General features: G+C 44.7%; 20 protein-coding genes. 11 read left to right on the plus strand and 9 right to left on the minus strand.

What is annotated here, in order from left to right; genetic code table 11:
- Positions 1-4 precede the first annotated feature (4 nt).
- The 7 genes from flhA to R7Q41_RS01545 are packed head-to-tail and all read right to left on the minus strand — an operon-like array spanning position 5 to position 6,272.
- A complete protein-coding gene (gene flhA, locus R7Q41_RS01515; protein ID WP_005375024.1) occupies positions 5-2,095 on the minus strand; it encodes a flagellar biosynthesis protein FlhA in 2,091 nt (696 codons plus the stop codon).
- Positions 2,096-2,126: 31 nt separating this feature from the next.
- A complete protein-coding gene (flhB, locus tag R7Q41_RS01520; RefSeq protein WP_005375025.1) occupies positions 2,127-3,254 on the minus strand; it encodes a flagellar biosynthesis protein FlhB in 1,128 nt (375 codons plus the stop codon).
- Entirely contained in the window at positions 3,251-4,027 is a 777-nt protein-coding gene (gene fliR / locus R7Q41_RS01525; protein WP_005375027.1) for a flagellar biosynthetic protein FliR, read from the minus strand. Before fliR ends, flhB begins: the two co-directional genes overlap by 4 nt.
- Positions 4,027-4,296, minus strand: coding sequence for a flagellar biosynthesis protein FliQ (gene fliQ, locus R7Q41_RS01530; protein ID WP_005375036.1), 270 nt, complete (start codon positions 4,294-4,296; stop codon positions 4,027-4,029). Before fliQ ends, fliR begins: the two co-directional genes overlap by 1 nt.
- 12 nt (positions 4,297-4,308) lie before the next feature.
- The gene (gene fliP, locus R7Q41_RS01535) at positions 4,309-5,067 is read right to left on the minus strand and encodes a flagellar type III secretion system pore protein FliP (RefSeq protein ID WP_005375037.1); all 759 of its coding nucleotides are present in this window, start codon (positions 5,065-5,067) and stop codon (positions 4,309-4,311) included.
- A gap of 18 nt (positions 5,068-5,085) precedes the next feature.
- On the minus strand, positions 5,086-5,457 hold the full coding sequence (gene fliN, locus R7Q41_RS01540) for a flagellar motor switch protein FliN (RefSeq protein WP_005375038.1): 372 nt from the start codon (positions 5,455-5,457) through the stop codon (positions 5,086-5,088).
- Positions 5,454-6,272: a FliM/FliN family flagellar motor switch protein gene (locus R7Q41_RS01545; RefSeq protein WP_005375039.1), complete on the minus strand. Its 819-nt coding sequence runs from the start codon at positions 6,270-6,272 to the stop codon at positions 5,454-5,456. Before R7Q41_RS01545 ends, fliN begins: the two co-directional genes overlap by 4 nt.
- 379 nt (positions 6,273-6,651) lie before the next feature.
- Here R7Q41_RS01545 and R7Q41_RS01550 point away from each other — a divergent pair, with 379 nt between their 5' ends.
- Genes R7Q41_RS01550 through fliJ form a run of 8 tightly spaced genes read left to right on the plus strand, consistent with a single transcriptional unit; the run spans position 6,652 to position 14,675 of the window.
- A complete protein-coding gene (locus R7Q41_RS01550) occupies positions 6,652-7,671 on the plus strand; it encodes an OmpA family protein (RefSeq protein WP_021707593.1) in 1,020 nt (339 codons plus the stop codon).
- On the plus strand, positions 7,671-9,002 hold the full coding sequence (locus R7Q41_RS01555) for a sigma-54 interaction domain-containing protein (protein ID WP_031778880.1): 1,332 nt from the start codon (positions 7,671-7,673) through the stop codon (positions 9,000-9,002). The genes R7Q41_RS01550 and R7Q41_RS01555 overlap by 1 nt, the downstream gene beginning before the upstream one ends.
- A gap of 15 nt (positions 9,003-9,017) precedes the next feature.
- Positions 9,018-9,374 carry a flagellar hook-basal body complex protein FliE gene (fliE, locus tag R7Q41_RS01560; protein ID WP_005375045.1) on the plus strand — a complete coding sequence of 119 codons (357 nt, stop codon included), beginning with the start codon at positions 9,018-9,020 and terminating at the stop codon, positions 9,372-9,374.
- A 3-nt stretch (positions 9,375-9,377) separates the two neighbouring features.
- Entirely contained in the window at positions 9,378-11,129 is a 1,752-nt protein-coding gene (gene fliF / locus R7Q41_RS01565; protein ID WP_005384024.1) for a flagellar basal-body MS-ring/collar protein FliF, read from the plus strand.
- On the plus strand, positions 11,098-12,111 hold the full coding sequence (locus R7Q41_RS01570; protein ID WP_005375048.1) for a flagellar motor switch protein FliG: 1,014 nt from the start codon (positions 11,098-11,100) through the stop codon (positions 12,109-12,111). The genes fliF and R7Q41_RS01570 overlap by 32 nt, the downstream gene beginning before the upstream one ends.
- Before the next feature lie 4 nt (positions 12,112-12,115).
- Positions 12,116-12,871 (plus strand): flagellar assembly protein FliH, encoded by a 756-nt coding sequence (gene fliH, locus R7Q41_RS01575; protein WP_017820534.1) that lies wholly within the window; start codon positions 12,116-12,118, stop codon positions 12,869-12,871.
- The gene (fliI, locus tag R7Q41_RS01580) at positions 12,864-14,210 is read left to right on the plus strand and encodes a flagellar protein export ATPase FliI (protein WP_005375057.1); all 1,347 of its coding nucleotides are present in this window, start codon (positions 12,864-12,866) and stop codon (positions 14,208-14,210) included. Before fliH ends, fliI begins: the two co-directional genes overlap by 8 nt.
- 24 nt (positions 14,211-14,234) lie before the next feature.
- Entirely contained in the window at positions 14,235-14,675 is a 441-nt protein-coding gene (gene fliJ, locus R7Q41_RS01585) for a flagellar export protein FliJ (RefSeq protein ID WP_017820533.1), read from the plus strand.
- A gap of 16 nt (positions 14,676-14,691) precedes the next feature.
- Here fliJ and R7Q41_RS01590 read toward each other — a convergent pair whose 3' ends face one another.
- Complete coding sequence (locus R7Q41_RS01590; protein ID WP_222716823.1) at positions 14,692-15,750, minus strand: S1 family peptidase; 1,059 nt, start codon at positions 15,748-15,750, stop codon at positions 14,692-14,694.
- Between the two features lie 73 nt (positions 15,751-15,823).
- Positions 15,824-16,717, minus strand: a complete 894-nt coding sequence (locus R7Q41_RS01595) for a LysR substrate-binding domain-containing protein (protein ID WP_033906699.1) — start codon at positions 16,715-16,717, stop codon at positions 15,824-15,826.
- Positions 16,718-16,845: 128 nt separating this feature from the next.
- Here R7Q41_RS01595 and R7Q41_RS01600 point away from each other — a divergent pair, with 128 nt between their 5' ends.
- The 3 genes from R7Q41_RS01600 to R7Q41_RS01610 all read left to right on the plus strand — a co-directional run bounded on the left by R7Q41_RS01600 (position 16,846) and on the right by R7Q41_RS01610 (position 19,151).
- Entirely contained in the window at positions 16,846-17,769 is a 924-nt protein-coding gene (locus R7Q41_RS01600; RefSeq protein ID WP_053307934.1) for a DMT family transporter, read from the plus strand.
- A 99-nt stretch (positions 17,770-17,868) separates the two neighbouring features.
- Positions 17,869-18,315, plus strand: coding sequence for an SRPBCC domain-containing protein (locus R7Q41_RS01605; protein ID WP_318144319.1), 447 nt, complete (start codon positions 17,869-17,871; stop codon positions 18,313-18,315).
- 83 nt (positions 18,316-18,398) lie between these two features.
- Positions 18,399-19,151 (plus strand): phosphatase, encoded by a 753-nt coding sequence (locus R7Q41_RS01610; RefSeq protein WP_005375066.1) that lies wholly within the window; start codon positions 18,399-18,401, stop codon positions 19,149-19,151.
- Positions 19,152-19,268 lie beyond the last annotated feature (117 nt).

Genomic DNA, 19,268 nt, shown 5'->3' on the forward strand with positions numbered 1-19,268 from the left:
AAGATTAACCAAGGTTTCCTACCACATTGATTTGTTTGTTTTCTGGGATTTCGTTGTAAGACAATACTGCCAGCCCTTGTGTAAATGTGCGAGCGTAACGCGCTAGAAGAGGGCGCAGCTGTGGCATAACGAGAAGGATCGGAGGTAGCCCCTGTTGTTTAAGCTGTTGTCTGATCAATGGCAAGTTTTGTTGGAACTGACCAAGAATGTTTGGCTCAATTGGGAAGCTATCTAGTGTTACCGTACCAGAAGATTGTGCTTGTTGCAGTGAAGTTAGTAGCATTTGTTCTAACTCATCAGACAGTGCGTAGACATTTAATTCGTTCTTTTGTCCTGCAATTAAGTTAACAAGCGTACGCTTTAGTGCACAGCGTACATCAGATGCAAGTAGGATCGGGTCCTTTGTATTTTCCGCGGATTCCAACATTGTGTTGGCAATCGTGCGAATATCTTTTAGTGGCACTTGGTCCAATAAAAGCTGACGATATACTTTCAGCTGCTGCGCTGGATTAAGTGCTGCTGCTAATGCTTCTGCTAGTTTCGGGGCTTGTTGTGTCAAACGCTGGGTTATTGCTTCCACATCGTCGTGCGTAAACAATTCTGCAAGGTTTGTCTTCATGATTTTACTAATATGAGTGGCAATAACAGTGCCATCATCGACAACTTGGTAACCCATATTAAGTGCTTTTGCTTTATCTTGATGCTCAATCCACACAGCTGGCAACTGATACGCAGGATCGCTACCCAAAATGCCATCTACCTCACCGTAAGTTTCGCCAACCGCTATCGCCATTAAACGCTCTGGTTCAATAAAGCCTTGCTCAATGACTTCGCCATTTAGAGAAATTGTGTATTGGTTTGGCTTGAGGCTTAGGTTGTCACGAATACGAACTTCAGGTAATAAAAAGCCAACTTGTTCAGAAAGGTTTCGACGCACACCGCGGATACGTTGTGATAAAGGAGCCCCTTGTTCTTTGTTGACTAGATGGACGAGTCGGTAACCAAGCGCAAGTGATAATGTTTGGACGTGAGGAATATCATCCCATGTCAGCGGTGTATCATCGTCTTGCATCGCTTGTGAAAGTGCTTCGACCTCTTCAATCTGGGAGTCTTGCACTGGCTTCTTGGTTTGACGCCACCCTGCGAACGCTAATGCGCCAGCAAACGCAAAAAAGGCTAGGTGTGGCATACCCGGTACCATACCGATTACCGCCATAATACCTGCGACAGTAAATAGCGTTGCAGGAGTTGCCAGTAATTGCTTTTGCATGGTTTCCGACATGCCATTATCGCTATCATTAATTCGCGTAACGATAATCGCGGCAGCCGTTGCCAATAGTAGTGAAGGAATTTGAGCAACTAGACCGTCACCGATTGTGAGTAGGGCATAAGTTTTAAAGGCGTCAGACGCAGCGAGTCCATGCTCGAAGACACCAATACTAATACCACCAATGATATTGATAAACAGAATCAACAAACCTGCGATGGCATCGCCACGCACAAACTTTGATGCACCATCCATCGAACCATGAAAATCGGCTTCGTTGGCGACTTCTTTACGGCGTAAGCGAGCCGTTTCCTGATCGATAAGGCCAGCGTTTAAGTCGGCATCAATTGCCATTTGTTTGCCTGGTAAAGCATCCAACGTAAAGCGGGCTGAAACCTCAGAAATACGTTCACCACCTTTGGTGATTACGACGAAGTTGATGATCATCAAGATGACGAACACCACCATACCAACGACGTAGTTACCGCCAATGACGACTTCACCGAATGCTTGAATGACCTTACCCGCTGCGTCACCACCATTATGTCCTTCTAGGAGTACAATTCGCGTAGAAGCCACGTTCAATGTGAGACGTAATAATGTTGCGACCAGCAAAATAGTTGGAAAAACAGAGAAATCTAATGGTCGCTTTGCGGTTGTGCTGACGAGCAATACTAGAATTGCTAAGACGATATTAAAGGTAAACAGCGCATCCAGTAGCAGAGGAGGCAAAGGAAGAATCACCATTGCTAATATCATTAGCAAGACGATTGGAATGCCAACGTAGCCTTTGGTTGATGTTTGAAGTTGTTTTAACCGGTTAAGCATACTTTCGTGTCCTTGGATAAACGCGGGTTAATCAGTGCTGCAAATGTTTTGGAATCGAAAAATGAGGTAAAGGAATTGGCTCTTTTCCCTCACCTTTACGAAAGGCTTTCAATTGCAAAACGTAAGTAAGAATATGTGCCACTGCGATGTACAGTTGGCTTGGGATTGCTTGTTCAATCGCCGTCGTGTGATAAATCGAACGGGTAAGTGGCGGGGAGTTAATGATTTCCACTTTGTTTTCTCGGGCGATACGTTGAATGTGCATAGCAGTTTCGTCTACGCCTTTTGCGACGACAAAGGGCGCGTCAGAAAGCGAAGGCTCGTACTTCAGTGCGACTGCGTAGTGCGTTGGGTTTGTGATGATCACGTCAGCCGTCGGCACCATTTTATCGATCTTACGGCGCGCAAACTGTTGCTGTATTTGACGAATACGTTGTTTTACTTCCGGACGACCTTCATTATTTTTAAATTCCTCTTTCAATTCTTGTTTCGTCATGCGGAGTTCTTTTAGGTGTTCCCAACGCTGATAAGGAATGTCGATAACCCCAAATAACAACAATGCAAAGCCCATTAAGAGTAAGCCTTCAAACAGAATTGACATTACTAGAGAAAAACCTTGGCTGAGTGGGAGGTTTTGCATGCCAAGTAATGGCTGTAAGTGGTTGTCTAAATAGCCATATAAGATGCCGAAGATCACGGCTACTTTGAACGTCGACTTTAAGAGCTCAACCACTGAGCGGGTCGAAAAAATGCGCTTTATCCCGCTCAAAGGATTAATTTTGCTGAGCTTTGGCATCACGTTCGCGGGACGGAACATCCAGCCGCCTAGCACAAGGCTACTACCACAGGTCACGATAATAATGACGGTAAACAATGGTAATAGCATGTCGATGATGACTGCTAAACTTTGTCCCAATTGCTCGACAAGTTGTTTAGGATTTTCTAGGTCGGCTCGCGTCAGCATCATGTTGTAGCGAAAGATCCCCGACATGCTTTCCCAAATACTATTAAGCTGAGAGTAAAAGTAGAGCGCCACCGCTAGAAATATTACTGCAGTAGTAAACTCTTTCGCGCGAGGAATTTGTCCTTCCTGGCGGGCTTTCTTTACCTTCTGCGGTGAGGCTTTTTCAGTTTTGTCTTGAGAAGATTGATCGCTCATGCTCCCCCCAACATAAAGTTACTCAAGTGTCTAATGGTGTCGTGAACGAGCGCCGTGTAGCGACCAGGAACACCAGAAACTGAGATTAATACGCTGAATAGACCCAGCAGCATCGTCATAGGAAAACCTAACGCATAGACATTAAGTGATGGTGCGGCTCGGTTCATTACACCAAAACTGATGTTGGCTAGAAGCATGGAAACAATAGCGGGTAAAGCCAAAGCTAGTGAAGAGGCAAACATCCAACCGAAAATATTGACAACACCTTGCAGAGAAAGCGATGTGATACCAGATCCGACTGGCCAAACAACAAAGCTTTGAATCACGATATCTATGACGAGTAAGTGTCCTTCTAGCGCAAGAAACAACAAGGTTGAGAAAATCAGAAATATGCGTCCCAAAATGGCGACAGAAAGCCCGTTAATAGGATCATTCATCATCGCCATACCTAAGCCCATTTGCAGAGAAATCACCTGACCAAGCATGGTGAAAACGTTAAAGAGCATGTGCAAAATTAACCCAAACATTACCCCCCAAATAGCTTGCTCAAAAGCAAGGAACAGGGAAGTCATAGAGAATAATTCGACTTGTGGCATGGGTGGCATTAACGGTCCAGTAATGACAACGATCGAGAGGGCCAGTAAAGTACGAACCCAAACAGGAATAATTGCATCACCAAAGAAAGGCATTGAAATAAATACGGCTCCTACACGAAAAAACGGCCACCAGAGTTGACCGAGTATCGCCGAGAGCTCTGCAAATGTGATGGCCATTAGCCAATCATCCCTGGTATGTTGTGGAACAAGAAATCAAACAGTTCCATGATCTTACGTAGCATCCAGTGACCTGCAAAAATCACCATTAATAAGGTAACGAGCAAACGTGGCAAAAAGCTGAGTGTTTGCTCGTTGATTTGTGTGGCAGCCTGAAATACGGCGATACACAAACCGACAATTAAGCCTGGAACAACCAATACGGCAACCATCAAAATGATCAGCCATACTGCATCGGAAAATAACGTTACGGTTAGTTCTGGGGTCATAACTGCTCCTAGTTAACCGAAGCTGGCAGATAAGGTGCCAACTGTCATTGCCCAACCATCCACGAGTACAAATACCACCAACTTAAAGGGAAGTGAGACAATCAAAGGTGATAGCATCATCATACCCATTGCCATCAGGACACTGGCGACAACCAAGTCGATGACCAAAAAAGGGATGAAAAGCATAAAACCAATTTGGAAGGCGGTTTTTAGTTCACTAATGACAAATGCAGGCAAGACAACGGCAAATGAAATATCCTCAACGTTTTGGTCGAGAGGCTCATTGGCAATACGTAACATTTGTTCAAGAGAGCTTTGGTGCGTCTGTGCCAACATGAACTCTCTCACTGGTTTCTCTGCAACAGAAAAAGCCTGTATTAGCGTGATTTCGCCGTTGTCGTATGGCTGAAACGCATTTTCATAAATATCGCTCCAGACAGGGCGCATAATCAGTAACGTCAATGCGAGAGCGATCCCGACCAACACTCTGTTAGGTGGGCTTTGTTGAAGACCAAGAGCTTGGCGCAAAATCGCAAGGACAACGACAATTCGAGTAAAGCTCGTCGCCATCAAAATAAATGCTGGAAGAAAACTGAGCGCCGTCATCAACAACAGAATTTGCAGTTTAACGCTGTATTCTTGTTGTGTGTCGCCATCAGAAACGGACAAGATAGTTAAGCCGTTGTCAGCCGCCATTGTTGGGAAAGCAAACAAAAGTGACACCAATACCAAAAGAGGTAACCAACGGTGCCAAGCGCTCAGATTTTTCATTGTGATGCCTACCTAAGATTATTGACCAACGCCACTCAATGCAGAGTCATGTACATCGATCAGACGAAGTCCATACTTATCATTGACAACGACAACTTCAGCGTGGCCCATAAGAGAACCGTTTACTTTCACGTCTAAAGGCTCGCCATTGAGCTTTTCCAACTCGATAACCGTGCCTTCACCCGCTTTCATTAAGTCCCCAAGTGGGATCTCCTTACTCGCAACTTCCAGCGTGACTGTGACAGGAATGCTTTTGAAAAAGCTAAGGTCACGTTCCGCAGTGGCTGGTTCTTGTTGGAGCGTATCTTCGGCTTCAAAGTCTTCTAATTGAAAATCATCAAAGTTCAGTTCTTCTGCGTCGAATGCATTAGTTTCTAGCGCTTCGCTCATCGCTGCGGTTCCTTATCAGGGTTAAAGATCAAAACAAGTTGGCCGTCTTGCTCGGCAATACGACCTGTAAATAGAGATTGGTTGCCAATGCTTACTGGAACCGTGTTAAGAAGCTCAATAGGTAAAATATCGTTGGGTTGTAAGCCAACCACATCACTTAAAGGCATCTTCTTTTTACTTAGAACAACGTTCAGTCGAACGGGGGTCGTCTCTAAAGAACGACAGAAAGGTTGAAACAAATCGGTATCAGGCTGCAGTTCAAGCTGCTCGATTAGCGTTTGAATAAGATGACCATCTAGCTTGAGATGAATTGAGCCTTGATGATCGTCAAACGCAATGTTTAATTGAACGTTAATGCCAATACCTCTAGGGGTCTCATACTCACCCGTGTCCCACATTTCACCAGGAGCAAGCCAACCGATGATGATTCGACTGATGCGCTCTTGTAAACGTAAGTCACTGGCCGTCAGAGTAGCGGCTGAGCGCTCTGCACTTGCACCATAAAATCTATCAGCCAACTTTATTAGCGTGTGGGGGTTACCATGGATGAATACCATGCCGCCTTCCTGATGTTGATAGGTCGACGTTTGCTCTTTGTCCATCTCAACCGATGTAAAGCGGTGCAAGTCTACTGAGGTTAAGCTAGCTTCCACTTTTCCTGTGCTGAGCCAATTTTGTAATTCAGTCGTAAGGTTTGAGCAAGATTCTGAAATTAAATTATCGAGCTTCTCACGAATGATATGAATAGGTTTGCCTAATAATTCTACATCAAGTAGTTGACTATCAGAAATAGGCTCGCTAACTCTATTTTCCATTTATATTTTACCGTGCGTTAACAATCGAAAGTGTTTTAACTTAATGGCGTGTAGTCTACACAGAAATTTTAATGATCTTTTAGCTCCAAACTCTAAGATTGTGACTTTAGTTCACATGTTGCTTTGTTCATATAGTCATAATCTTTTAATGAAATTTAAAAAGAGTTAGTTTTCTTTATAAATCGCTTAATAAATAAAATAACAATGTTGAGCGGTTTAGTTGTTATAGATTTTTTAAATTGCCTTTATGGCGTAACAACAACTTCAAATAAATAAATTATAAGATACTGTTTTTTATGCTTAAAGCTTCCGTTGGAGGCTAAGCGTGCTCTCTTGAGCGTTTTGTAACCAATTTTAATATTCAGAATAGGTAATTAAAATGATTAGCTATGCCAGTTCTCTCGGCTTGGTGGCATATTTAATTAAACGGTTTAAGTCATGGGAATGTAAGATATACATGAATCATGTCCGTTTGATAATTTGTAACACAATTATTGTTATCAGTTTTATTTTTTCAAAAGTGTCATATTCAGAAGAAGTCTTAACAATCCCTATGGACCTCTCTAAATGGACATATGAGGGAAATAAATTCAAATGCAACTTGTTGCAATCAAATAAAGACTATGGGAAGTTTTATTTCCTAGCGGAACCTAATAATAAATTCTATTTTATTTCCGATATAGAATATGAAAACAATAAATGGAAAACGATTGCTTTAACAACTCAAAATGCTCCTTGGGGTGATGAGCTTTATAGAAAAGAATTTGGTTCCCTTGAATTTACTAAGCCGTCTCAGCGTTTCATCTTTAATAAAGGCGCTGAAGAATTCATGGATTCAATTGCTTCGGGTAGTTGGGTGACGCTGTCACTTAAAGGAAGTAATGCTTCCTCTGTTTCAGAGATTGTGATTCCTACTCTTCAAATTCAAAACGCATTGAAATCATTTAATGCGTGTCGCGCGCGATTGCCTAAATTGTCTTTTTCAGAGGCAAGGGATATGGCGCTCTCATTTGAGTTTGGTCAGAAGACGTTAAGTCGTGGACAGAAAGCAACACTAGAAGCGCTGTATAGCTATGTATCTGTGGATGATCGAGTGACCAAAATCCTCATCGACGGTCACACCGATAACGTTGGTTCAAGTTTAACGAACCTTTCTGTGTCACGTACTCGAGCAGAGCAAGTCACCAATGCTTTGATTGAGCTTGGGGTCGACGAGTCGATGATCGAAACACGAGCTCATGGTTCACGTTACCCAATTGCCAGCAATAACTCGGTTAATGGCCAAGCAAAAAACCGACGTGTCACCCTGCGTTTAGTGAGGGACAACGAGTATACGGCTACGAAACACCACCCAGATCTACAATCACAAAATCAACAAACGAAAGTTAAGGTTCAATGATGACGAAAACGAAAATTTTGTTGGTTGAGCCAAATGAAGCTCTTGCTCAACCAGTATTGGATGTGTTGCAAAATGCAGGTTACACCGCGAAACACACTCGTACTGGTCGAGGCGCTTTGCTTGAAGAGCGAGCAGAAATCACTTTAGTGAGCTCTACGCTGCCGGATATGTGTGTTCGTGAGTTTGTCGCGTGTCACCAAAAGCAGCGAAATTCGGGTGTTGTTATTGCGATTGTCGATCAAGAACAAGGCATCTTGGCTGCTGAGACGATGAAAGCGGGCGCTACTGATTATCTATTACGCCCATTTGAATCTAATCAGTTGGTTAATCTGCTTAAACGTGTTGAAGCGTTAGGTAAGCCAATGGCCAACATTGTTGCGGAGTCTTGGAGAAGCAAACAAGTTCTGCAATTAGCGCATCGTGCAGCATGTACTAACGCGAGTGTGCTTATTACAGGTGAATCGGGAACGGGTAAAGAAGTGCTGGCGCGATATGTGCATGAGCACTCTCCGCGTATCAATGGTCCATTTGTGGCGGTTAACTGCGCCGCCATTCCAGAGTCAATGTTAGAGGCTGTGCTATTCGGTCATGTAAAAGGCGCGTTCACCGGAGCGACAAATTCTCAAAGCGGTAAGTTTGAAGAAGCAAATGGCGGGACGATTCTGCTTGACGAGATTGGTGAAATGTCACCTGCGGTTCAAGCTAAATTGTTACGCGTCCTTCAAGAGCGTGAAGTAGAACGTGTTGGTAGCCATAAAGCCGTTCAGCTCGATATTCGTGTTATTGCGGCAACCAACAAAGACTTACGTGAGGAAGTTCAAAAAGGCACGTTCCGTGAAGATCTTTATTATCGATTAGATGTGCTGCCTCTGCACTGGCCGCCTTTGCGTGAAAGAAAAGAGGACATTCTACCGATTAGCCAATTCTTTATTGAAAAGTATCAAGATAGCAGCCGCTGTCACTTATCCCAAGATGCGATTAGTGCGCTGAGTCAGTATCACTGGCCGGGCAATATTCGTGAGTTGGAAAATGTCATTCAACGCGCTTTGGTCATGCGTCATGGTGATTACATTACAGCCCATGACCTGATGCTGCCTATTGAGCTTGTCGCGTCAGTTCCTACAGCAGAGCCAACTTCAAGTTTTGGTCATGTAGAAGCGAAGAAGCAAGCTGAATATCAGTTTATTTTGGAAAAGTTACGTCAGTTTGGTGGAAACCGAACGAAAACCGCAAACGCGCTTGGAGTCTCTACTCGAGCGCTACGCTACAAGCTCGCAGCAATGCGAGAACATGGTATTGATTTACAGTCGGCACTAGGCTCGGCTGCCTAATAGGAGAAAAAATAGATGGCAAGTCAACCTACTCATGCGGTCTCGGCAGAGCAACTTATGTTGTCAAAAATGCAGGCGATGCAGGCACAAGTGCAGCCGCCAGAGTTTATCGTGAGTGCAAATCCTTTAGATCAACAATCACTAAACGCACCTTTATCGTTCTCACAAGCGATGACAAATGTGTTGGATACAGTGAATCAACATCAATCAGTGGCTAGTCAAAAAATGACGGCCGTAGAAACAGGAAAAAGTGATGACCTAGTTGGTGCAATGGTCGCGAGCCAAAAAGCCAGCTTGTCCTTTAATGCTTTGATGCAAGTGCGCAACAAAGTCGTGACCTCATTTGAAGATATTATGAAGATGCCGGTGTAATTCATGTCAGAACTAACCCCCCAAGTCGCCGGAAACACAGCTATGGCTACCGGCACAGCACAGACATTTTCTACTGCCAACGGCATGGACGATGTGACAACGAAGCTGAAGCAAATCTGGTCTAGCAGTCAGAGAAACTTAGTGCTATCTGCGGTGTTAGCTGCGATTGTTGCAGCGATTATTGTGGTTGCACTATGGAGTTCCTCGCAGAGCTTTCGTCCGCTCTATAGCCAGCAAGAGCGTTTTGATATCGGCGAAATTGTGTCGGTATTAGAAAGCGAAGGCGTAAGCTACCGCATGCAAGAGCAAAATGGACAAGTTCTTGTACCAGAAGGTGAGGTTGCGAAGGTGCGCATGTTGCTTGCATCAAAAGGTGTTAAAGCTAAGCTGCCGACAGGTTTGGATTCGCTCAAGGAAGATAGCTCTCTTGGTACGAGCCAATTTATGGAAACAGCGCGTTATCGTCATGGTTTAGAAGGTGAGTTAGTACGTACTATCATGTCTTTGAACTCAGTAGCGAACGCGCGTGTTCATTTAGCAATACCTCGTCAAACTCTATTCGTCCGCCAAAACAGTGAGAATCCTTCAGCATCTGTCATGCTTGAGCTCAAACCTGGTGAAGACTTAAAGCCTGAACAAGTTGAAGCGATCATTAACCTAGTGGTCGGCAGTGTCACGGCAATGAAGCCAGAATTTGTTTCTGTCATTGACCAGTATGGCCGTCTTCTTAGTGCGGATGTCGCTTCTGCGGAAGCCGGCAAAGTAAACGCGAAATATCTTGAATACCAGAAGAGTGTTGAAAAACAGATCATCCAACGCGCAGCAGATATGCTTACGCCGATTGTGGGGCCGAGTAACTTCCGAGTACAAGTCGCTGCCGATCTGGACTTTAGCCAAGTTGAAGAAACACAAGAAATTTTGGATAACGCACCGGTTGTGCGTAATGAGCACACCATTCATAACAACTCGGTTGATCAAATTGCGTTGGGTGTTCCTGGTTCTCTAAGTAACCAACCGCCAGTGACAGGATCTGGTGAAGTGGAAACGAACGATAGCCAAAACACGAATGCGCGATCTGAAGTGAATCGTCAATATGCTGTAGGGAGCAGTGTTCGTCGTACTCAATACCAACAAGGCCAAATAGAAAAGCTTAGTGTATCGGTTCTGTTGAACTCCAAAGCTTCGCCAGATGGTGTGGCGTGGAGTGAAGCCGATAAAGAGCAAATCTCAAACATGATCATGGATGCTGTTGGTATCTCTGCCACACGTGGTGACAGCTTAAGTTTAATGAGTTTCAACTTCACCCCAATTGAAATTGATGCTCCTCCTGCACTGCCGTGGTGGCAAGACCCTACAGTACAGCAGCCAATACGCTACGTTATTGGTGGCTTGTTAGGCTTGGCGATGATCTTCTTCGTACTGCGTCCATTAATCATGCACCTAACTGGCGTTGATAAACCTGTGCCTGAGCTAAATTTTGCTGAGCCTCAGGAAGAACCTGACTACGAAAACTTGCAAACGCGTGAAGAACGCGAGCATGAAGAAGTACTTGATCGCCGCCTATCTGAAAAAGGCATCTCAGCCTCTTCAGGTTTAGATGTAAACAGCGACATGCTACCACCAGCAGGTTCGCCATTAGAAATTCAATTGAAACACCTACAGCTTATTGCTAATGAAGAGCCAGAGCGCGTAGCCGAAATACTGAAACAATGGGTAAACATCAATGAACACAGTTCTATCAAAGCAGACGCTTAGTTATGTTGAACAAACCGCGCTCGTGCTATTAGGCATGGGCGAGGATGCCGCAGCGAAGGTTTTGCAACACTTTAGCCGTGATGAAACCCAGCGTGTGACTCGTGCAATGGCGAAGTTAAATGGCATTAAGAGCGATTCTGCTCGTGGTGTTATTCAAACTTTCTTTGAAGATTTTCGTGAGCACAGCGGTATTCGAGGAGCCTCGAAGGAATACCTATCTAATACATTGCGTAAAGCATTGGGTAACGATTTGGCAAAAGGGTTATTAAATACCTTATATGGCGATGAAATTCGCAACAATATGCAGCGCTTACAGTGGGTGGAAGCAGAAACTCTCGCTCGTTTCATTGTGAACGAGCACCCACAAATGCAAGCAATTTTTCTAGCGTATTTGCCAGCAGACAGCTCTTCAGCGGTATTGAAGCACTTGCCACAAGATTACCATGACGAAATCTTGTTCCGTATTGCTCAATTGCAAGATATCGATCATCAAGTTGCTGTTGATTTGCATGAACTCGTTGAGCGTTGCATCGAAAAAGTATCCGCAAGTCAAAGCACGCCGTTATCAGGTGTTAAGCAAGCTGCAGATATCATTAACCGCTTTGAAGGTGACCGTGGTTCATTGATGGAAATGCTGAAGTTGCATGATGAAGATGTTGTTAATGCAATCGAAGAAAACATGTTCGACTTTATGGTTCTTGGCCGACAACGCGAAGAAACCATGGACATGTTGGTGCAGCAAATCCCGCTAGAGTTGTGGGCAGTCGCGCTAAAAGGTTCCGATATTACCTTACAGCAAGCTATTAAGCGTTCAATGCCGCAACGTATGGTGAAAGCGCTAGAAGATGACATGGACGCACGCGGCGCTGTTGCGTTAAGTCGAGTTCAAAAAGCACGTCAAGACATCATGCAAATGGTACGTGAGCTGGATGAATCTGGTGAAGTTCAGCTGCTTCTCTATGAAGAGCCAACGGTGGAGTAAGGTCATGCTAGAGACAAAATCAAGTACTATGCGATTGCCTCCGAACGGGTATCGTTTACACCGTTTTCCGCCTTTAGCGCAACCTAAGACTATCGAAGACGAATTCGGGCTAGATAACCAAGGCTGGCAAGAACCTCAAATTGATATCCAACAGCAACTTGAAGAAGGTTTTCAACAAGGTTTGCAACAAGGACATGAGGAAGGCTTACGCCAAGGTATCGAACAGGGCAAGCAACAAGGTCTGTTGGAAGGCCAAAAAGAAGGTTTCCAAAAAGGCTTTGTTTCCGGTGAGCAGTCTGGAAAGCAAGGCTTTTTGGAGGCGGCGAAGCCTGTCAATGAACTTTTTCACGCCCTTTCTCGTTGGCAAGATGAAAAAGAACAGCAACAACGCCATATGATTTGTGAACTGGTACAAAAGGTAGCTCAGCAAGTGATTCGTGCCGAGCTCACTTTAATGCCTCAGCAGATCCTAGCTTTGGTGGACGAGACATTGTCTGCCATGCCTGGTAAAGCGGAAACAGTAACTGTGCATTTAAATCCGCAAGATTTAGAGCGTATTACTCACATCAATGCTGATTTGCCGCAATCTTGGAAACTGGTCCCTAATACGGAGCTTCCTATTGGTGGCTGTCAGTTAGTGACTGATGACGCAGAAGCGGATGCGAGCTGCGACTCTCGTTTGGAAGCCTGTATGGACAATGTAAAGCAACACCTTTTGGATGAAGTCAGTATTCCACAGGTAGAGTCTGAGCATGAGTAATACCCTAAGCCATGAACTATTAAGTGAGCGTTTGAGCGAAGCCTTGGCTTCGCTTGATTCAATCCCTGTTGCTCGCGTAACAGGGCGATTGATAAAAGTAAACGGCTTAATGTTACAAGCCGTAGGGTGTCGGTTTAAGCTTGAGCAGCGTTGTCTCGTAGAAACCGCGGAAGGCGATATGATCGAAGCGCAAGTTGTGGGCTTTGAACACACTATTGCTTACCTCATGCCTATCCGCCGTTTAGGCGGTCTGTTTGCAGGTGCAAAAGTCATCCCTCTTGATGGTGACAGTACCGTGCAGCTAAGCTCTCAGTGGTTAGGACGCGTACTGAATGGTTTAGGTGAGCCGTTAGATGACGGGGCACCGCTTAAGGGGGGAGATCGAGTTTCACTTGAACCAAAACCGATTAACCCACTGAAGCGACGCCCAGTTGATACACCACTCAACGTGGGCGTGCGAGCGATTAATGGACTATTGACGGTAGGCAAAGGCCAACGTATTGGTTTGATGGCTGGCAGTGGCGTCGGTAAAAGTGTGTTAATGGGGATGATCACCAAAAACACGGAGGCCGATGTAATTGTGGTCGGGCTTATCGGTGAGCGAGGCAGAGAAGTACGTGAGTTCATCGAGAGAAACTTAACCCCAGAAGCGCGCAAGAAAGCGATCATTATCGCGGCTCCTGCTGATGAATCCCCGCTAATGAGGTTAAGAGCGACATTACTTTGTCATCGCGTTTCAGAGTATTTCCGAGACCAAGGCAAAGACGTTCTACTTCTGATGGACTCTCTAACCCGATACGCCATGGCACAGCGCGAAATCGCTCTTTCGCTCGGAGAGCCTCCAGCTTCTCGTGGTTATCCGCCCTCAGTCTTCAGCGTGTTACCTCAACTCTTAGAGCGAGCGGGTAACAGTGAAAATCAACATGGTAGCTTAACGGCAATTTACACCGTATTGGCAGAAGGGGACGACCAACAAGATCCTGTCGTGGATTCCGCGCGCGCCATCTTAGATGGGCATGTCGTTTTATCGCGTCAACTGGCTGAGCAAGGGCATTATCCCGCGATAGATATCAACGCGTCTATTAGCCGTTGTATGAATACTTGTACGCAGGACGCACACAGCACGATTGCGAATAACTTCCGTCAAATGTACTCCAACTACCTTCAGGTTAAAGAGTTACTGCCATTAGGGGGTTATCAACCAGGACAAGATCCTGAGTTAGATCAATCTGTTGCTATGTATCCAAATTTGCGTGCATATCTACAACAAGCTGCCAACGAGTCTGTAGATTACCCAACCAGTTTGACCGAGCTCGCGCAGCTTTTTCAAAGTGCTTAATCAAATGGGAGTGACAAGGCTGAAATGAAATCCAAGTTAAAAGCCGTAGGCAAGTTACAGCAAATGGAAGAAAAACAGCGTGACCGTGTGGGTCAACAACTTGATGCCATGCGTCAGCGTCACTCCCATCTTTCAATGCAATTGGAACAGTTGTCGGCGTTGAAAGGCCACGCTGGACAATCAACCCGAACCGGCCCGACGCTGACGAGCGCGGCTTTGATGAACTTTAATCGTGTTGACCAAATGCTACAAAGAATGCTTCGTCACCACGAGCAAGAGCAAGCCGTTATGCAAGCGGAATGTGCATCTGTACAGAAAACGCTAGAACACAAGCACGCACGCGTTCAAGGGTTAGAAAAAGTGCTTGATCGTTGGCGTACTAAGCAGAACTATGAAAAAGCGAAAAAAGAGCAAAAGATGATTGAAGACATCATTAACTCTCGCGTTAAGCGCAAGATATTATGATGTCTTGTTGACGCTACTAGGAGCGCGAATAATTTCTGCGGTGTCTTAGCCAACCAAACCAGCCTCCAAGCATGATCAACCCTGATCCGAGAGCACCGCCGCCACTGCTGCCGTTGTTACCAAAGCCAGATGTGTTGGTATCGACAGGCTCAAAGCCAGAGTCCCCTTCGCTATGATAATCTTCCGAACCTGCTAAGAGGGCGTTATAACTGGTTTTTACACCTGAGCTGGTTTGGGTCTCAATCCATGTTGCATAGTTCAAAATCTCGGTAAACACACTTGGAATCGCAGCGGATTCGCAAACTGAAGAACCGTAGCTCACAATGCCAATTTGCTGATACATGCCATTATTGTCTTGATAGGTGAGAGGACCGCCTGAGTCACCACGACAGATACCAGTGTAGCTTCGTTCAGGAAATCCATTCGCACATAAACTTTCCTGAGCGTTAAACCCTGTTACCAACGAAGCGCATTGGGTGTCGGTAAGGGGTTTTACTTCTGCCCAGCGTAAATAGTTAGGGGGGCTTTCATCATTGGTTGAGGTCTGACCTAAACCGAATATCTGATAAACTGACTTGCTGCTGTAGTCTCCAAAGTCTTGCGGTAAAGTGATGGATTGGACGTTATCGGTGATAGGTCTAGTCAATTCAAGGACAGCGATGTCATTAATCCATAAATCGCTAGGCACATAATCAGGATGAATCGTGATAGAGCGAACATCTTTGAATTCTTCAACAAACACGTCATTCATCGTAGGGTTTTTGACTAACACTCGTAGGTCGTTGATTGTCCAGCCGTCAGTAAAAACGCTTGGTTCTACGCAGTGAGCCGCAGTTAAAATGAAGCGGTCGTTTACAATGGTTCCCCCACAAATATTGGCAAACTGATTAGCGCCAGTTTTATGTAGAATAAGACGTGCAAAAAAAGGAAGTTGGTTTTGGGTAGCCTGCTGACCCCCAATAATTGCCGTGGAGATCCCTTGTTCTGAAAGGCGGTTATCATTTTCTACTTCAGCGGTCGTACTCAAAGATACTGCAAAACAGAGTGCGCTTAGCCATATTTGATACTGCTTCATAAACCATCCTTGGATGAAAAGTGCTCTTCTAACTTTATACTAGTTTTTCAGTGAATGTGCTTAACAAAAGTTTCTAATAGTTGAATGATTGTTGTAGCCAAGATCGCAACAGATGAAACGATTCAAGCTTTAGCTTGTGTGGCGGGCATACAAAGTAAAGCTGTTGATGAGGATTAATGACGGGTTCACCCAGCTCGATTAGCTGACCATATTTGATGTCATCCTTCACAAACAAGCGATGAGTGACCAATAACCCCAAACGACGAGTTGTGGCCTGGACGGCTTGTATCGACATGTTAAAAGTGATTGGTTTTTTATTTTTAGGTCGCTGGATACCCGTCGCGTCCAGCCACACGTTCCAGTCATTTTTTCTTCGTTCGTTAGTAACTTCAATGATGGGATACTGCTTTAAGAGTTGAGTGATGTTTGAGTCCTTGGTCTTCGCTATCAATTCAGGACTGCACACCAAAACCAGTTCATCTTCACTGAGCTTTTCGCAGTAGTAATCCTGCCATTCTTCGGGATTTCCATGCACCAAGGCCGCGTCGATACCTTCTTGTTCTAAATTGAATCTGCCAGACAGGTTTGATAAACGAACGTCTAATTGAGGAGCAAACCCTTGTAAATCTGACATTCGAGGAATCCACCAGTGAAGAGCCAATGAATTCACCATATTGAGCGTAACACGTTGCAAATTCTGATCTTGGATGAGTGCTTCCGTTGCATCGACAATTTGCTCTAAAGCGGGTGCCACCTTTCTGTAATACTTTTTACCGTCCGCATTGAGTTGAACTTGTCTGCCTATGCGATCAAACAGAGGCTTGTTGACTTGACTCTCCAGCGATTTAATTGCCTGACTTACGGCTGAGTGGCTCACACTTAATATCTGTGCTGCTTCTGTCATGCTGCCAGACTCAGCTACTGCAACAAATGCGTAGATGGACTTTAAGGGGACTAGTTTCCGCATAATTTAAAAACCGTAGCTGGTGATAGATAAGTTAAACTGTAAGTTTTTCTTACATCAATGGTTAATATTACTCGCTATTTACGATAAGTGATGTCTTTTAAAATGCTCCATATATTAAGGAGTATTGAATGAATGCTGTAAATAAATCTATCCTTTTCATGTTGATGTCTACGTTAAGCTTATCTGTTACTGGACTGTTAGCAAAGCAGTTGTCAGGCGAACTTTCCGTCACACTATTTAGCTTCTTACGTTTTTTGGTGCCTGCGCTTATCTTACTTATCTTACTTCGTGTGAAAAACCTTACCTTTCCTAAAGCGGGCACGCTAAAGCCTATTTTATTGCGTGCTCTTTGTATCGGTTTGTCACAACTTTGCTTTATCGCGTCATTACAAACGTTAACGCTCGTTGAAGGGGTTGTGTTGTTTGCTACTGGCCCATTATTTATTCCCTTGGTTGAAAAGCTGTTCATGAGGGGGCGCATTCGTGTTTCAACTTTGGCGGCTTTAGCAATGGCGTTCACTGGTGTGGTTATGTTGGCGGGCGGTGGAAGTGAGATTACATGGCGAGCGGATTTATTGCTCGGCTTGGCTGGTGGACTCTTCAATTCTGGTTCTCAGCTTACGTTATATAAAGTGAGTAAAACAAATATGTCGCCGCTAGAAATCAACTTTTGGGCGTTTGGTTTTGCTGCCGTATTTCTGTTGCCGCTAACTTTGTTTAATGACTTCGACGCGTTACTTAATATGAGTGTTATGGCGCCTGAGATTTCTTCAAATACGCTGTGGATCGGTATGATGTCTCTGATGATCATTAACACCCAAGTTTTTCGCTCCAAAGCATATAAACTGGCAAGCAGTGGCTCTCAACTTGCGCCACTCATTTTTACTAACTTATTGTTCACTGCGGTTTGGCAGAGCCTGTTTTTTGAAGACCGAATGAGTCAAAGTCAAATTGTTGGGATGAGTTTAATAGTGCTCGCAATCATACTGAACACATGTTGGGTTCGTTTTACGGCGCATCGCAGTGGCGGTTTACAAGCGAGAACTTCTTAGTCTGTCGGAAAATGAAGGGGGCAGGTAGATAGTTTGGTCGTGTGGTTTGATTTTTCCTGAGTATGGGCTAGCGTCAAGAAAGGTTCAGGGAGAGAAATCATGCTTACGCTAAATTATTACGTCGAAATTTCGGCGACACCGCAACGAGTGTGGGAAGTGCTAACCGATGTTGAGTTGTATAAACGTTGGGCACAAGCCTTTTCACCGCAGTCTCAATTTGAAGGAGCTTGGGAAGAAGGAGGTGGCATCACTTTTTTTGATCCAGATATGGGCGGGACAAGGGCGATCATAGATACGGTGCTACCGCTTGAAAAACTTGAATTTCATCATGTTGCCATTTTTAATCCGGATAATCGTCAACAACTCGATGCTGACCTAGCATCTAGGTGGATCGGATCGCGAGAGATCTACCAGATCGATACCAACAACGATCGTTTACTACTCAATGTTACCATTCATACTCACAACGACTTTGTTTCCATGTTTAATCACGGATGGGAAAAAGCTTTACCCTTGATAAAAGCCATTAGTGAAGAGCAAGCTTAGGGTTCTTGCTTACCTTGGGCTGACGATGCGTTGCCTGAAGGTATACAATAGCACGCAAGATAGCGCACCTAAGAGAGTGGATGATGGAATTTAAAGTTGATACCCATACACATACGTACGCAAGTGGTCACGCGTACAGTACCTTGATTGAAAATGCAAAGTTGGCAAAAGAGAACGGGCTGGATATGTTCTGCACGACCGATCACGCAGAATCAATGCCGGGTGCGCCTCATTACTGGTTCTTCTCGAACCAGAAAATTCTGCCTCGCTTTCTTGAAGGCGTTGCGATTATTCGTGGCGTTGAATCTAACATTATGAATACCGAAGGCGACATTGATATTCCACTGAGTGTGGACCGCAACTTAGATTGGGTGATCGCGAGTTTTCATGAACCCGTTTTTCGTCCTGCAAACAAGCAAACTCACACGGAAGCACTTGTTAATGTCATTCAGAGTGGTCGTATTGATGCGCTCGGTCATCTTGGTAATCCAAATTTCGACTTTGATTTTCAGACCGTTTTAGCGTGCGCGAAAGAGCACAATGTCGCGATTGAAATTAATAACACCACGCTGAAAGGCAACAGCCGAGTAGGCAGCGTAGACCGTTGCCACGAGATTGCACAAATCGGGAAAGATCTCGGTGTTTTCTTCACCACGGGCAGTGACGCGCATTTCTGTCACGATGTTGGTAATCTGGATTTGGTTGGAGAGTTAATGGACAAAGTGGGTATTGATAGCAAGAAAGTGATTACTCACACCGCTCAGCAGTTTTTGTCTTTCTTAGCTTTGAGAGGCCGTAAACCAATTGCAGAATATGACAGCATTCTCAACGCATAAACTTGATTACATTTAAGGTATGCACCTGACGCCAGATTGCTTTACACTGCGACCCGGAAATACTCAAATAAGCTAGTTTTTCGCCTTTTATGGCGTAGGTTATTTGGGTGAATAAAG

The sequence above is a fragment of the Vibrio sp. 2096 genome, from assembly GCF_033339595.1.
GTDB lineage: Bacteria > Pseudomonadota > Gammaproteobacteria > Enterobacterales > Vibrionaceae > Vibrio > Vibrio alginolyticus.